Origin of the sequence: Janthinobacterium sp. GW458P (assembly GCF_002127585.1) — a bacterium.
In the GTDB taxonomy this organism is placed as follows: Bacteria; Pseudomonadota; Gammaproteobacteria; order Burkholderiales; family Burkholderiaceae_D; genus Janthinobacterium.
Genome location: NZ_NEGZ01000003.1, coordinates 245,291 through 259,380, shown reverse-complemented (window position 1 = coordinate 259,380; position 14,090 = coordinate 245,291). Strand labels below are relative to the sequence as shown.

The window sequence follows — 14,090 nt, the reverse complement described above, 5'->3', positions numbered from 1 at the left end:
GGCGCGGCGGCAGGCACCGGAGCGCTTGCCGGCGGGGCCGGGATCACGCGGCCGCTGTCGCCGCTGCCCCCAGGCACGGTGGCAATGGCGGGGCCGGTGGCGCGCAAGGCGTCGTCGGCAAACGGCTGGGCGCGCGTATCGACGCCCAGCGGCACGGGCACGCTGGCGTTGAGCAGGCGGTTATCCGTGTAGATCATGCGCGACAGGCGGTTGTAATTKGGAAAGTCGATATTGAGCGATTTGCCATCTGCCGCCAGCTCCACGCGGGGACGGTCGTTGCAATTGCCCACCGTCCACTGCAGCACGTCCGTGCCCTGGAAGGCCAGCACTTCATAGCGGTAGGCGCAGTTGCGCTCCTGCGTTTCCACGATCACCACGGTGCGCTCGCCCACGTTTTCCACCCTCGCCACGCGGGCCGTGACGGCGTTGGCCAGCGGCACGACGCGAAACGCCTGCGACAGCTTGATCGAATACTTGCCTTGCGGATCCTTGCGCAAGGTGCCTTCCGTGCCGTCGCGCAGGCGGAAGGTGGAAAGCGGCGTGCCGAACAGCTCGGCCGTATCGAGGCCCACCATCACGCCGCCACGGCCGTTCGGCGTCATGGCGCAGCCCGTCAACAGGACGCCGGCGGCCAGGCCCAGGGCCAGTGTGCGCCAGTGCGCGTATGCGAAATTCTTATACGTTGTCATGCTTTATAACTTTCTCTTATTTTTGAATTCAGGGATTGATCACGGCCAGCGGATTGCCCGGGCCCGGCGGCGGCAAGACTTTCTGGCGGTTGCGCGACAGCAAGGTAAAAGCGCCCAGGGTGTCCGGTCCGGCGACGATTTCCAGCTGCTCGCGCTGCAGCCACGCGCGGATCTCCGCCTCCGTGGCCTCGGCGCGGAACAGCACGCGGAAGCGTTCCGCATTGCCGACGACAGCCTGATCTTTCGGCAGGAACAGCCACGCCGATTGCACCACCATCACGCTGGCGGCCACGGCCGTGACGATCTTCAGCCAGCGGCTGGCATTGGCGGGCTTGATTGGCGTCATCTGTGGCGCGGCGGCATCGGCCGGAGCGATCTGCAACTGCTGCAGCCCCTGGCGCAGCAACTGCCGGTAGACCACGCGGGCATCCTTGCCCAGCTCGCTCGACAGGGGCGTGCCCGTCAAGCCGTAATCGTCGCCGGGCAAGGCCACGCGGGCGATCACGCCGGGCGCCGCGGCGGCCCCATTGGCGCGGCCATGCGTTTCCAGCCAGCGCGCCGCCTGCAGGCGCTCCTGGCTGAACACGCCCAGGCAGGCGCCCAGGTCCGTCACGGCCACGGTGACGGGCATGTCGCACAGCACCAGGCCCGCGCGCGGGTCGGCGGGCGCGTCGCGCTCCTCGACCACGAGGCCGCAGGCGTCCGCATACGACGCATCCGGCGTGACGAGCCAGCCGCGCCAGCGCTGTTGCGCGCTGTCCCAGGCATCGAGCAGTACGGCGCCAAAGCCGGGGCAAGGCGCCAGCAGGTGGATCTGTCCGCCGGCGATGGGCCGCGCGGCCAGGGGCGCGGCGTCGCTGCGGCGCGCAAAGCGCTCCATCAAGTGCTCCGGCACGGCAATGCCGCGCCAGTCGGGTGTAGTGCCCGCCACATCCGCGTCCAGCACTTCGATGGAAGGCGGCGGCGACGGCAAACGGGCGGCAACGATGGCCAGTGTGGGCGTCAATGCAGTCATGCCGGTGGCCTTTCATCAGGGTTCGGGGAGGCGGACACGGGGTCCAGGTGCAGGGATAACGCGGCCACGCACAGAATATCCAAAACTATTTGCGCCGCCTGCATGTCGCGCGCGGTCAGCGCATCGCCGACGCGCAGCTTGAGCAGGGTCAAGACCCAGCTGCCCAGCAGGGTGGCGCGGTGGGCCGGCTCGACGATCTGCCGTCCCGCGCTGGCGGATTCGCCCTTCTGCCGGTGCACGAGGCCCAGCTTGCCGCCGTGGTAATGCGCGGAAGCGATCTGCTCGGCCAGTTCCCTGACGGGCATGCCGCCGCAGCCGCAGTGGCGCAGCAGCAAGATCAAGTCGCGGGGCAAGGTGGAAATAAACACGTCGGCCGCCTCGCGCACCGATGCCGGAGTCAACTGGTAGTCGCGCAGCGGCGCGGCATACGCGTCGGGCGCCTGCAGCTCGCAGCCTTCCTGCGCATCGGCGTCCTCGTCATCGCGCTGCTTGCGCAGCTGGTCGATGATGAAGCGCTTGAAGTACAGGTACAAGGCGCCGACGTGGTGGGGCGCGGCGTCGCTGTCGCCATGCAGGACTTTTTCGATGAAGAACTGGTGGCGCAAGTCGGCCAGCGAGTCGCCGAGCGAGGCCGCCTCGCGCGGGCGGCATGGCGTCAGCGCGGCGATGACGCGCTGGTAAAACTCGCCCAGTTCGCCTTGCGACAGCCGCTGGCGGCGCGTCCAGAAGTCATGAATGCGTTCAAATTGTTCCGATTGCAAAGCCGGTCCGATCGTGTGTTGGGCGCCACGCGCCACTGGCCGGCGCTACTGCGCACCGGCAAACAAGCAATGCGCTGGCCAGACAAGAGAAACTTGTCAGTAAGGTAAAATGCATTTAGGCAATTTTCTCATATCAAACTGGAAATCGCTAACTTTTGTTACTTCAACGACAATCCCCTGAGACACCGATGCGCCGCCTGATTCCCCTGTTTTTCAGCCTGTTCTTTTTACTGCTCAGCAACGTCGCGCACGCCGCCGTGCCAGCGGCTCCCGGCAAGCGCATCGCCCTGGTGATCGGCAACGCGGCCTATCCGCAGCCGCTATTGAATCCCGTGAACGACGCGCGCGCCATGGCCGAGCGCCTGCGCCGCCTCGGTTTTGAAGTACTGCTGCGCACGGACATCAATGCGCAACAGCTGCAAAGGGCGTCGGCCGAGTTTTCCACGCAGGCGCGCGGCGCCGATATCGCCCTGGTGTTTTACGCGGGCCACGGCGCGCAGGCGGGCGAAGCCAATTATGTGTTGCCGCTGGGCGCGAACATGCTTGCGCTCAGTGCCGCCGCCATCGCCGCGCAGGGCGTGTCCGTGTCCAGCCTGGCGGGCGACCTGCAGCGCACGGGCGCGCGCGGCGCCGTGCTGATCCTCGATGCTTGCCGCCAGGAATATACGCGCGGCGGCGCCGTGATGGTCCCTGGCGGCGGCAATGCGGCCAGCCACGGCTTTGCCGACACGCAAGCGCCGCGCGGCGTGGTGATCGCCTATTCGGCGGGACCGGGCGCCCTGGCGCGCGATTTCTGGTCGCCCGATTCGCGCAACAGCCCGTACACGAGCGCCCTGCTCGACGCGCTCGACGCGCCGGGCTTGCCCATGAGCGACGTCTTCTCGCAAGTGGCGGCCAGGGTCGCCGCCATGACGCACGACGTGCAAAAGCCGCGCGTGTCGTTCGGCGAAACGTCGGCCCGCCTGGTGCTGAACATGGGCAGCGGCAAGGGCGTCAGCCCGCCCGCCCCCGGCGTGCTGGCCGGCGCGCCAGGCCAGGGCGGCGTGCGCGCACCCGTGCCGGCGGCGGAAAAGCCGGTGACCTCCGGCGCCAAGGTCTGGCCAGGCAATGTACTGCAAGACATCAACTATGAAATCCGCATGCAGATCGCGGCGCGGCCGTTTCCCCGCCAGCAGCTGGAAAAGCGCGCGCGGGGCGGCGACCTGGTGGCGCTGACGGCGCTCGGCTATGGCATCGGCGGCGGCGATGCGGGCATCAAACAGCCGAAGGCGGGCATGCAGTGGCTGGAAAAAGCGGCCGCGAAAGACTTTCCTATCGCCCAGACCTACCTGGCCGAATTGCTGATGGTCAAGGGCGATCCGGCGGCATTGAAACGGGCGGGCGTGCTGCTGGACGCCGCCTCGCAGGCCGGCTACAGCCCCGCCCATGCCTATAAATTCGACCTGGCGCGGCGCACGGGCGCACCGCCGCAGGATGCGGCACGCCATCTGCAGGATGCCTTCATGGGCTTGATGAAGGATTACCAGGGCGCCGCCAAGGACGTTTTGCAGCCGCCGAAAAAATAGTTTGAAATAATTTTGGATTTCCCTGAACTGCCCCCGTTATCCGTGGGTACATGCAATACAGCATGACAGTGACCAGGGAAATCTTATGCACACATCCAGCCCGGCAGCAACCATTACCACCGGCCAACGGGGCCGCATCCTCGCCTACCAAGCAAGCGGACAAGGTTGCGTCAGCGTGGCAGGCACGCAACATCCATTCGACGTGAGCACGCACTGGCGCTCGGACACGGCGCCCGCCATCAATGCCGTCGTCGACGTGCGCTTCGACGACGCCGGCAGCCTCGCCACCGTCACGGCCATTCCCGCACAGCAACTGGCGCAGGAAGACATGGCCGGCGCGGCGAAACTGGCGCGCGAAAAAAGCCAGCAGCTGTGGGGCCGGGCCGTCTCGGCGCTGGGCATCCCCGTGCTGGGGGCGCTTGGCGTGCTGCTCGCCGGCGCCTTCATCTTCAACGCCATCGGCATCCGTTTGTTCGCCTCCGTCTCGCGCACCTATTGGCAACTGCTGGGCCTGTCCGCGGACAGCCTGGAAAGCTTTGCCCGCGACGGCGCCAGCGGTTTTACCTCGGCGCAATTGTTCTTCCTGCTGGCGATTGCCGGCTGCTGCGCCACCATGGCCAGCAGCCACCCGAAAGCGGCGCTGGGCAAGTGCGCGCCCCTGCTGTTCATCATCGTCCACAGCAGCTTGTTGTTGATCAAGATCAAGGGCGCCGTCAGCGACGCGGGCAACGCCATGGGCGGCATCATGGGCAGCCGCGCGGCCCGCATGGCCGAACAGATGGCCAGTGAAATGCTGGGGCAAGTGTGGCAGGGACTGTCATTCGGCATCGGCTTTTACCTGGTGCTGGCCGCTTCCATCGTCCTGGCCGCTTACGGCGTCGGCGAATACCAACGTAAAACCATCGGCTAAGTCACCTCTTTTACACATTCACTAAAGGAAATATCATGCACCGTACCCTCCCCGCCCTGCTCGCCATCGCCATCCTGCTGTCCGCCTGCGGCAAGCCCTCCGAGAATGCAGCGCCGGCGGCGTCGGCGCCCGCCACCAGCGTGGCCGACATGGCCGCCAAGGCCCAGGTAAAAGCGGCGGCCGCCAGCCTGCCGCAGGCGGACCCGGCCACCCCAAGCGCCAGCTATGTCGACATTACGAGCGGCAACCAGTTGATGTACAGCTACATCGCCCTGTCCGGCGTGCCGCCCGACTATGCGGCCGTGGCGCAGCGCATCTCGCGCGAATATGCGGGCAGCAACGACGCCTTCCGCAAGCAGGAAGTGCTCGACGCGCTGAAACCGCAGATCGACGCCAAGGTCAATGAAGCCAGGATGAAACGCTATTTGCGCTACCAGATCAACGGCCAGGGCGCGCTGTCGCCGTACGCGATGGACAAGGCCGCCTTCCCCGCCAAGTTCGCCGAAGCGGGCACGTATTACTACATGTACGACAACGGCGACTACAAGCTGGCATTTACCAACGGCGACGGCTACTCGCTGCTGAAAGTGGACCAGGAGGCGGCGCGCAAGATCGAGGCGGCCCGCAGCGGCTACAAGGATTTCGCCATCATCGTGTACGCCTACGCCCAGGAAGCGGACATGGCCAGCAACCAGGTCAAGGCGCAGATCGTCAAGGTGGCGATCAAGCTGAACGGGCAGGAAATTCCTGTCAGCCAGGCGCTGTAGAACGAGCTCGGTTACACTGTTCGCCACATTGCATCGGGATAGTGACATGGGCGAACAGACACTGGCGGAACAACAGCTGGCCAAGGGCCGGCAACTGCAGCAGCAAGGCAGGCTGATCGAGGCGATCAACGCCTACCAGGCGGCTTACAAGCAAGATCCGGCCCTGGCCGAAGCCCAGCATTTCCAGGGCCTGGCGATGCTGGAGCTGGGCCAGGGCGCTCTCGGCCTGGGCCTGTTAAAGCTGTCGCTCAGGCAACAGCCGGAGAACCCTCTGTTCCACTACAACCTCGGCAACGTGCTGCGCGGCACGGACAGCGAGGCGGCGCTGGCCAGCTATGCCACGGCGGCGCGGCTGGCGCCGCACGAGCACGATTTCGCCATCGTCCATTCGGAATTGCTGCTGGCCAGTCAGCGCCTGCCGGAAGCCATCGCGGAACTGGAACGGGCCCACGCCCTGCGCCCCCAGCGCTGGCAAAACCTGCAGGGCCTGGCCGAACTGTATTACCGCACGGGACAGCAGGAACTGGCCTCGGCCCGCTATGCCCAGGGCCTGGCGCTGCACCCGGCGCTGGCGCAGCGCTGCCGCATCGGCTTTGCCAGTCCGCAAGCGGAACACGCCGAAACCTTGACGACGCTCAATGTGCCGGCTGGCTTGCACGACTTTATCCGTGAAGCGGATTTGCACATCATCGACGACTTCCTGCCCGACCCGGCCGCCTGGCGCGCCCAGGCGCTGGCGCTGCCGTTTGAACAGCAGCGCTATGCGGGGCAGAACTATCCGGGCAGCCAGACGGAAGGCCAGCCCTGCCAGGCCATCATGGAGCGCATCGCCACGGCGCTGGGCCGCCCCATCCGTTTTATTTCTCCCGACAACGGCTCCTGCCGCCTCAGCTATGCGGACGCGACGGCGCGCACGGATATCCACGTGGACAACGAGACAGGCAACAATTTCAATTTCTATGCGGGCGTGCTGTACCTGAACCCGCCGGGGCAATGCCAGGGCGGCACCACATTCTGGCGCCACCAGCCCAGCGGCTGGTACCGGCGATTGCCCGAGGCGGACGTGAAGGCGGGCGGCTACGCCAGCTTCAAGGATTTCCAGAAACGCTGGCTGCCGAACAGTAAAGTGCAGAAATTCAACGACTTACAGGAACAGCGCGACAGTTGGCAAGCGCTGCTGGAAGTGCCGATGCGCCACAACCGGTTGATCGTGTACAAGGGGCACTACTTTCACTCGATCAGCAATGTGTTTGGCGACACGCCGGAGAATGGCCGCCTGGTTCAGCTGTTTTTCTTTGAAGTGCCCGATTGAACCCCAAAAGCAGGATCCGGGGTCGTACCCTGAGGGTACGACCCCAGCATTTGCCGTTGGGTTTAATACATGTCCGCGGCGGTCGCCCGCACAGCTTTGAGCAGCATATCCGCCCCCGGCGACAACAGATGATCCTGCTGGCGGATGATGCCGAAGGCATCCATCTTGCACGGCAGCTCGATGGGCAAAATGCTCAGCACGTTCAGCGATTCATAGTAATGGGCCACTTCCGTCGGCATCACGTGCAGCGAGTCCGTCTGCTGCAGCAATGAGGTGATCAGCAGCAAGGCGGTGGTGTCGACCACGTCGACGGGCGGCTCCAGGCTGGCGCGGCGGAACATCATGTCGAAACGGTGGCGCAGGATGCTGCCTTGCGGCGGCAGGATCCACGGCTGGCCCGCCAAATCCCTTAACTGCAAATTCTTGCGCGACAGCAGCGGGTGGCCATTGCGCGCCACGGCGCTGGCCGGCTCTTCCGTCAATTCCTCGTAGATGAGGCCGGCGCTGCTTTCCTTTTCCAGGATGCGGCCGATCATGAAGTCCAAGGTTCCATGCTGTAGCATGTCCATCAGCGTATTGCTGTGCTCGAGGTGCACGCCGATGCGCATCAGCGGCGCCTGCTGCTTGATGCGGGCGATCGCGCGCGGCAGCAAGGCCATGGCCGGCGTCATGATGACGCCCACTTCCACCTGGCCCGTCAGGCCCGATTTGAGCGCGACGATGTCGTCATGCGCCAGCGACAGGCTCGTCAGGGCCATGCGCGCGTGGCGTATCATCGTCTCGCCGTAGATGGTCGGCTCCATGCCGCGCGGCAAGCGGTCGAACAGGCGCACGTCCAGCATCTCTTCCAGGTCCTTGATTTGCTTGGACGCGGCCGGCTGTGTCATGTGCAATTCTTCCGCCGCGCGGTGGATGTTGCGCTGCTCGTCCAGGGCGATCAGCAGCAGCAGTTGCCGCGTCTTCAGGCGGGCTCGCAAGAACCAGTTGGGGTTGAGGGTATCCATGAATAAATCATATCATGATCGATATCGGTTTTAACTCAATACCGATGTTATAGATATCGGTGTGTCTCCTTTTTTTGTCGTCAAGCAGCGATCACGATGCCTTGCGGGCTGCGCTGGACTTGGGTGCAGGGCCGATGTACACGGCCGGATCGCCCGTGCAGAGGTTGTTCACGATGGGCTTGGTGCCACGCAGGCGAGCACCGCCGCCATGCCGATGGCTGCGGCACGTGTGTGTTGCTTGAACATCAGATTAACTCTCCTGGGTGGTTTTCTGGCCCATGGCCATCAATCTTTGCACGACGCAAAAAACGAACAGCAGGCCGCCGATGACGATCTTGGTCCACCACGAACTGAGCGTGCCGTCGAAGGCGATCAGGGTCTGGATGGTGCCCAGCACCAGCACGCCGGACAGGGCGCCGGCCACGTAGCCGTAGCCGCCGCTGAGCAGGGTGCCGCCGATGACGACGGCGGCAATCGCGTCCAGTTCCGTGCCTTGCGCATGCAAGCCATAGCCGGACAGCATGTAGAACGAAAACAGCACGCCGCCCAAGGACGCACAAAAGCCGCTGAAGGCGTAAATGAAGACCTTGGTGCGCCCCACAGGCAGCCCCATCATCAGGGCCGACTGCTCGTTGCCGCCGATCGCATACACGGCGCGGCCGAACGGCGTGGCGTGCGCCAGCCAGATGGCCAAGAGTAACGTCAGCACGGCGATGACCACGCCGGGCGAGACAACGCCGCCGAGAAAACCCAGCTGCGTCTGCGACATGGCCACGAACAGCGGGTCGGCTATGGTGATGGAGTTGATGCTGATCAAATAGCACAGGCCCCGCGCCAGAAACATGCCGGCCAGGGTGACGATAAACGCTTGCAATTTGAAGTAATGGATCAGCGCGCCCATGCCGGCGCCGAATACGGCCCCCAGCGCCAGCACGGTGGCGATCACCAGCAGCGGCGGCCAGTGCGCCACGTGCAGCAGCCAGGCGGCGATCATGGTCGACAGGGCCAGCACGGAGCCGACGGACAGGTCGATGCCGCCGGAAACGATGACGAAGGTCATGCCGACGGCAATCACCAGCAAAAAGGCGTTATCAATCAATAAGTTAAAAATGACCTGCGTGGACAGCAGGCCCGGGTAGGCGGCGCCGCCCAGGCCCAGCATCACCAGCAGCAGCAGGACCGTAACGAGCGAGGTGAAATACGGGGTGTGCAGCAAGCTCTTCATGCTTTTCTCCGATGCAGCAATTGCTTGAATTGCGACGATTGCGACAGGCAGACGAGGAAGACGACGACGGACTTGACGACCATGTTCACCTCGGGCGGCACGCCGAGCGAATAGATGGTGTAGGTCAGGGTCTGGATGATGAGCGCGCCGATCATGCTGCCCACCAGGCTGAACTTGCCGCCCGCCAGCGACGTGCCGCCCAGGGTCACTGCCAGGATGGCGTCGAGTTCCAGCATCAGGCCCGCATTGTTGGCGTCCGCGCTCTTGATGTTCGAGCTGATCATCAGCCCCGACAGGCCCGCGCAGGCGGCGCAAAAGACGTAGACGAAAAAGATCAGGGTCGCCGTCCGGATGCCGGCCAGGCGCGCGGCGACGGGATTGATGCCGACGGCCTGGATGAACAGGCCCAATGCGGTCTTGCGCATCAGCACGGCCGTAATGATAAACACGGCCGCGACGAGGAACAGCGAGAACGGCAAGCCGAACAGATAGCCGCTGCCGATGAAGAAGAACGGTTGATAGTAGACGGTGACGATCTGACCATCCGTCAGCAATTGCGCCAGGCCGCGTCCCGCCACCATCAAGATCAATGTAGCGACGATGGGCTGCAAGCCCAGGCCCGCCACCAGCACGCCATTCCAGGCGCCGCACAGCAGGGCCGCGCCCAGGGCCGCCGCCAGCGCCCAGCCCATGGGGATGTTGCTGACATAAGTGGGCACGCCGTTGTCCATCACCAGCGTGCCGCCGATCAGCATGGCGGCCACGGTGCCGGACAGGGCCACGACGGCGCCCACGGAAATGTCGATGCCGCGCGTGGCGATGACGAGGGTCATGCCCAGCGCGGCCAGCATCAGGGGCGCGGCGCGGTTGACGATGTCGATCACGCTGCCGTACAAATGGCCATCGCGGATTTCCAGGTGGAAAAAGCCGGGGATGGCAAAGAAGGCCACCAGCAACAGCAGCGACAGCGCGGCCAGGGGCCGGCTCAGGGGGTGGTGTAAAACGGTATGCACAATGGAAGAATCCGTGGTGGCAGCCGCCCGCGCCGCCGGGGCGGCGGGCGACGAAGTGGATACGCTCATGCGGTCTCTCCGGCAATCACTTGCAGCACGGAACTGTCATCGAGCTCGCCCCGCGCATAGTCGCCGCAGGCCTTGCGGTCGCGCATGACCAAAATACGGTCGCTGCAGCGCAGCACTTCGGGCAATTCGGACGAAATGAACAGGATGGCCATGCCCTTGCGGCACAGTTTGGCCACATAGCGCATGATTTCCTGCTTGGCGCGCACGTCGATGCCGCGCGTCGGTTCGTCGAGAATCAGCATGGCGGGCGACGTCACCAGCCAGCGCGCCAGCAAGGCCTTCTGCTGGTTGCCGCCCGACAGGCTGCCGATCGGCGTTTCGATGCTGGCCGTCTTGATGCCCAGCGCCTTTACGTATTCGTCGGCCAGCGCCTGCTGGCGTTTAAAGGGGATGGCGCGCAGCAAGCCCGCGCGGGCTTGCAAGGCCAATATGATGTTTTCGCGCACGGACAGCGACAAGATCGCCCCCTCGTGCTTGCGGTCTTCCGAGCAGAAACCGATGCCGGCGGCGATGGCGTCGCGCGGCACGGCGAAGTGGCGCGGCTTGCCGTTGACCATGAGGCTGCCCGAGTCGGCCCTGTCGGCGCCAAACAGCAAGCGCGCCAGTTCCGTGCGGCCCGAACCGAGCAAGCCGGCCAGGCCCAGCAATTCACCCTGGCGGATGTGGAAATCCATGGGCAGCAAGGCGCCCTTGCGGCCGAGGCCCTGCGCTTCCAGCACCGTCGGACCGAAGCTGGCCGCGCCGGCTTCTTGCGCCAGATCAAGCGCCTGTTCCGGCGTGTCCAACGCCACGCCGATCATCTTGTTCACCAGCGCCAGGCGCGACAGCTCGCTGCACGCATACTCTCCCTCGCGCTCGCCATTGCGCATGACCGTGATGCGGTCGGAAATGGCGTAGGTCTGGTCGAGAAAGTGCGTCACGAACAGGATCGCCATGCCCTGCCCGCGCAAACGGCGCAGCACGGAAAACAGCAGGTGGACTTCCGCCTCGTCCAGGCTGGACGTGGGTTCGTCGAGGATCAGCACGCGGGCCGAAATATTCAGCGCGCGCGAAATGGCCACCATTTGCTGGATTGCCAACGGGAAACTGGACAGTTGCGCCGTGACGTCGATATCGATCTGCAACTGCTGCAGCAAGGCACGCGCCTGCTGCTGCATGGCACGCCAGTCGATAGCCCCGAAACGGCGCGGGTAGCGGCCGATAAAGATGTTTTCCGCCACCGACAGGTTCGGACACAGATTGACTTCCTGGTACACGGTGCTGATGCCGAGCGCCTGTGCATCCGACGTGGACGCGGTAGCGATGGGCTTGCCGTCAAACAGGATCTGGCCGCTGTCGGGCGTATAGACGCCCGTCAGCACCTTGATCAGCGTCGACTTTCCTGCACCGTTCTGCCCCATCAGGGTGTGCACTTCACCCGGATACAGGCGCAGGGCGACATCGCTGAGGGCTTTGACGCCGGGAAAGGCTTTACTGATGCCGCGCAACTCCAGCAAGGGAGCCGGCGCGGCCGTGTGATGCGCTTGCGTCTTCATCATGCGGCAAGCTTAGTACTTACGGTTCGGAAATTCCTTCGCGGCCACCTCGGCAGGGAACACGTTCTCCACCGTCGTGATGCGGGCCGGCACGGGTTTACCGGCCACCACGTCGCGGGCGATGGACATCAGTTGCGGGCCTAGCAGCGGGCTGCACTCGACGGTGACGTTCAGCTTGCCGGCGATCATGGCCTCGAACGCGCCTTTGACGCCGTCGATCGAGATGATGATGATGTCCTTGCCCGGTTTCATGCCCGCTTCCTCGATGGCCTGGATGGCGCCGATGGCCATGTCGTCATTGTGCGCATAGAGCACGTTGATCTTCTTGCCTTCCGCCTTGAGGAACGCTTCCATCACTTCCTTGCCCTTGGCGCGCGTAAAGTCGCCCGTTTGCGAACGGATGATCTTCAGCTTGGGATTCTTGCCGATGACTTCCTGGAAGCCTTCCTTGCGGTCGATGGCGGGCGCGGAGCCGACCGTGCCCTGCAATTCGACGATGTTCAGTTGCGCGTCCGGGGTTTTCTTGGCGTATTCGAGCAGCCATTGACCGGCGCGGCGGCCCTCTTCCACAAAGTCGGAACCGATGAAGGTCACGTACAGCGACTTATCGGCCACGTTGACGGCGCGGTCCGTCAGGATGACGGGAATCTTGGCGGCCTTGGCTTCGCGCAGCACCGTATCCCAGCCCGATTCGACGACGGGCGAGAAGGCGATGACGTCGACCTTTTGCGCGATGAACGAGCGCAGCGCCTTGACCTGGTTTTCCTGCTTTTGCTGCGCGTCGGCAAATTTCAGGGTGACGCCGTCTTTCTTGGCGGCATCCTTGATGGAGACGGTATTGGCGGTGCGCCACTCGCTCTCGGCGCCCACCTGCGAAAAGCCCATGACGAGGGGCTTGGCGGCGAACGCGGAAGGCGTGGCGAAGGTGGCGGCGGAAGCGGCCAGCAGCATGGCGCTGGCGAGGAGGGTGCGGCGGCTCAAGGTCATTCTTGTCTCCAGTTTTTTTATTGGAATACCATCACAGCCGGATGCCGGATGGGCGGTTTTTTATGAACCCATGGTAGGAGAAAGCAACATAGCCATCCAATCAATTCTTTTTCGCTTGCGATACCGATTTGCGTATCACCCGCCGCCCATCCCCTGGTCCGCTGACCGTTTGGCAGCCGGCAATTCGCGGCTCTGGTAGCGGTTCAAGTCGCGCGGGTCCACCTGCGGCCAGCCGTCCTTGTCCCACGTCATGGGCAATATCTTGAGCTTCTGCAAGTAGTTGTCCGCCGTCTCATACGCGTGCAGCACCAGGTAATCGTTGCCGTCAAACGTGTAGGCGCTGTTGTGGCCCAGGCCTTGCCAGTCCTTGTCGCCTTTCAAGACCACCGTGCCGCCGCCCTGCGCCATGTCGCGCCCCTCCTTGTCCAGATACGGCCCCGTCACGCTTTTTGACCGGCCCACGGCCAGGTGATACGTGCTTTTTTCCTTCTGGCAGCACAAGCCCCACGAGACGAACAGGAAGTATTCGTTGTCGCGCTGGAAGATGAACGGCGCCTCGATTTCCTCGGGCGCGGGCTTGAATTCGCCCGCCCTTGGCGGCAGCGGCGCGCGGCGCGCCAGCGAGTGCCACTCTTGCGGTTCCGCAATACGGGTCCAGTCTTTGTTGAGCTTTACCAGCTTGATGCCGTTCCAGAACGAGCCGAAGGCCATCCACGGCGTGCCGGCCGCGTCCGTGACGATGTTCGAATCGATGGCGTTCCACTCGTCGCGCTCTGGCACCGATTGCAGCAGCATGCCCTGGTCGATCCAGCGGTAATCGGGCGAGCGGGGATTCAAGGTGGTGTTGACGGTCACGCCGATGCCCGAGGTGTTCTTGCCGAAGCCGGACACCGAGTAGTACAGGTAATATTTGCCGTCGTGGAACTGCACGTCGGGCGCCCAGATATGGTCGTCAAACGATGGCGCGGCCGTCTTGGCCCACGCGGGCTGGCCCGCGAACACGCGCCCTTCCGGCCGCCAGTCGACCCTATTTTTTGAACTGTAGAAGGTGATGCCGGGCCCCGTGCTGTACAAATAATACGTGTCGCCTTCCCTGGCCATCACGGGGTCGTGCACGCTGACCTGGGACGCCCGGACAGGGCTGAAGGCAAGCATGGCCGCCAAGGCCATCATTGTCGAAAATTGCATCGTGTTCTCCACATGGCCTGCCGGCCCGTCATGCGGGCCGGCTGGCTACC

13 protein-coding genes are annotated in these 14,090 nt (G+C 64.2%); 4 read left to right on the top strand and 9 right to left on the bottom strand.

Annotated features, from left to right (window positions below; all coding sequences use genetic code 11):
• From CBW50_RS04665 to CBW50_RS04655, 3 genes are all read right to left on the bottom strand, one after another.
• Nucleotides 1–689, bottom strand: a 689-nt coding sequence (locus CBW50_RS04665; protein ID WP_086144428.1) for a hypothetical protein, incomplete at its 3' end; no start/stop codon positions are given.
• A 28-nt stretch (nt 690–717) separates the two neighbouring features.
• The gene (locus tag CBW50_RS04660; RefSeq protein WP_086144427.1) at nt 718–1,704 is read right to left on the bottom strand and encodes a hypothetical protein; all 987 of its coding nucleotides are present in this window, start codon (nt 1,702–1,704) and stop codon (nt 718–720) included.
• Nucleotides 1,701–2,465, bottom strand: a complete 765-nt coding sequence (locus tag CBW50_RS04655) for a hypothetical protein (RefSeq protein WP_086144426.1) — start codon at nt 2,463–2,465, stop codon at nt 1,701–1,703. Before CBW50_RS04655 ends, CBW50_RS04660 begins: the two co-directional genes overlap by 4 nt.
• 188 nt (nt 2,466–2,653) lie before the next feature.
• On the opposite strand from CBW50_RS04655, the gene CBW50_RS04650 reads away from it, so the two are divergent.
• The 4 genes from CBW50_RS04650 to CBW50_RS04635 all read left to right on the top strand — a co-directional run bounded on the left by CBW50_RS04650 (nt 2,654) and on the right by CBW50_RS04635 (nt 7,019).
• Complete coding sequence (locus CBW50_RS04650) at nt 2,654–4,030, top strand: caspase family protein (RefSeq protein ID WP_086144425.1); 1,377 nt, start codon at nt 2,654–2,656, stop codon at nt 4,028–4,030.
• An 85-nt stretch (nt 4,031–4,115) separates the two neighbouring features.
• The gene (locus CBW50_RS04645) at nt 4,116–4,940 is read left to right on the top strand and encodes a hypothetical protein (protein WP_099374852.1); all 825 of its coding nucleotides are present in this window, start codon (nt 4,116–4,118) and stop codon (nt 4,938–4,940) included.
• A 35-nt stretch (nt 4,941–4,975) separates the two neighbouring features.
• Nucleotides 4,976–5,707 carry a hypothetical protein gene (locus CBW50_RS04640; protein WP_086144423.1) on the top strand — a complete coding sequence of 244 codons (732 nt, stop codon included), beginning with the start codon at nt 4,976–4,978 and terminating at the stop codon, nt 5,705–5,707.
• Between the two features lie 46 nt (nt 5,708–5,753).
• The gene (locus tag CBW50_RS04635) at nt 5,754–7,019 is read left to right on the top strand and encodes a DUF6445 family protein (RefSeq protein WP_086144422.1); all 1,266 of its coding nucleotides are present in this window, start codon (nt 5,754–5,756) and stop codon (nt 7,017–7,019) included.
• A gap of 62 nt (nt 7,020–7,081) precedes the next feature.
• Here the strand turns inward: CBW50_RS04635 and CBW50_RS04630 are convergent, their stop codons facing one another.
• The 6 genes from CBW50_RS04630 to CBW50_RS04605 all read right to left on the bottom strand — a co-directional run bounded on the left by CBW50_RS04630 (nt 7,082) and on the right by CBW50_RS04605 (nt 14,040).
• Nucleotides 7,082–8,023 (bottom strand): LysR family transcriptional regulator, encoded by a 942-nt coding sequence (locus CBW50_RS04630; protein WP_086144421.1) that lies wholly within the window; start codon nt 8,021–8,023, stop codon nt 7,082–7,084.
• 250 nt (nt 8,024–8,273) lie between these two features.
• Complete coding sequence (yjfF, locus tag CBW50_RS04625) at nt 8,274–9,248, bottom strand: galactofuranose ABC transporter, permease protein YjfF (RefSeq protein ID WP_086144420.1); 975 nt, start codon at nt 9,246–9,248, stop codon at nt 8,274–8,276.
• Entirely contained in the window at nt 9,245–10,330 is a 1,086-nt protein-coding gene (locus CBW50_RS04620) for an ABC transporter permease (protein ID WP_086144419.1), read from the bottom strand. The genes yjfF and CBW50_RS04620 overlap by 4 nt, the downstream gene beginning before the upstream one ends.
• Nucleotides 10,327–11,868 carry a sugar ABC transporter ATP-binding protein gene (locus tag CBW50_RS04615; RefSeq protein WP_226936137.1) on the bottom strand — a complete coding sequence of 514 codons (1,542 nt, stop codon included), beginning with the start codon at nt 11,866–11,868 and terminating at the stop codon, nt 10,327–10,329. The genes CBW50_RS04620 and CBW50_RS04615 overlap by 4 nt, the downstream gene beginning before the upstream one ends.
• 9 nt (nt 11,869–11,877) lie before the next feature.
• Nucleotides 11,878–12,852, bottom strand: a complete 975-nt coding sequence (locus tag CBW50_RS04610; protein ID WP_086144418.1) for an ABC transporter substrate-binding protein — start codon at nt 12,850–12,852, stop codon at nt 11,878–11,880.
• Between the two features lie 135 nt (nt 12,853–12,987).
• Nucleotides 12,988–14,040 carry an arabinan endo-1,5-alpha-L-arabinosidase gene (locus CBW50_RS04605; RefSeq protein WP_086144417.1) on the bottom strand — a complete coding sequence of 351 codons (1,053 nt, stop codon included), beginning with the start codon at nt 14,038–14,040 and terminating at the stop codon, nt 12,988–12,990.
• Between the last annotated feature and the right edge of the window lie 50 nt (nt 14,041–14,090).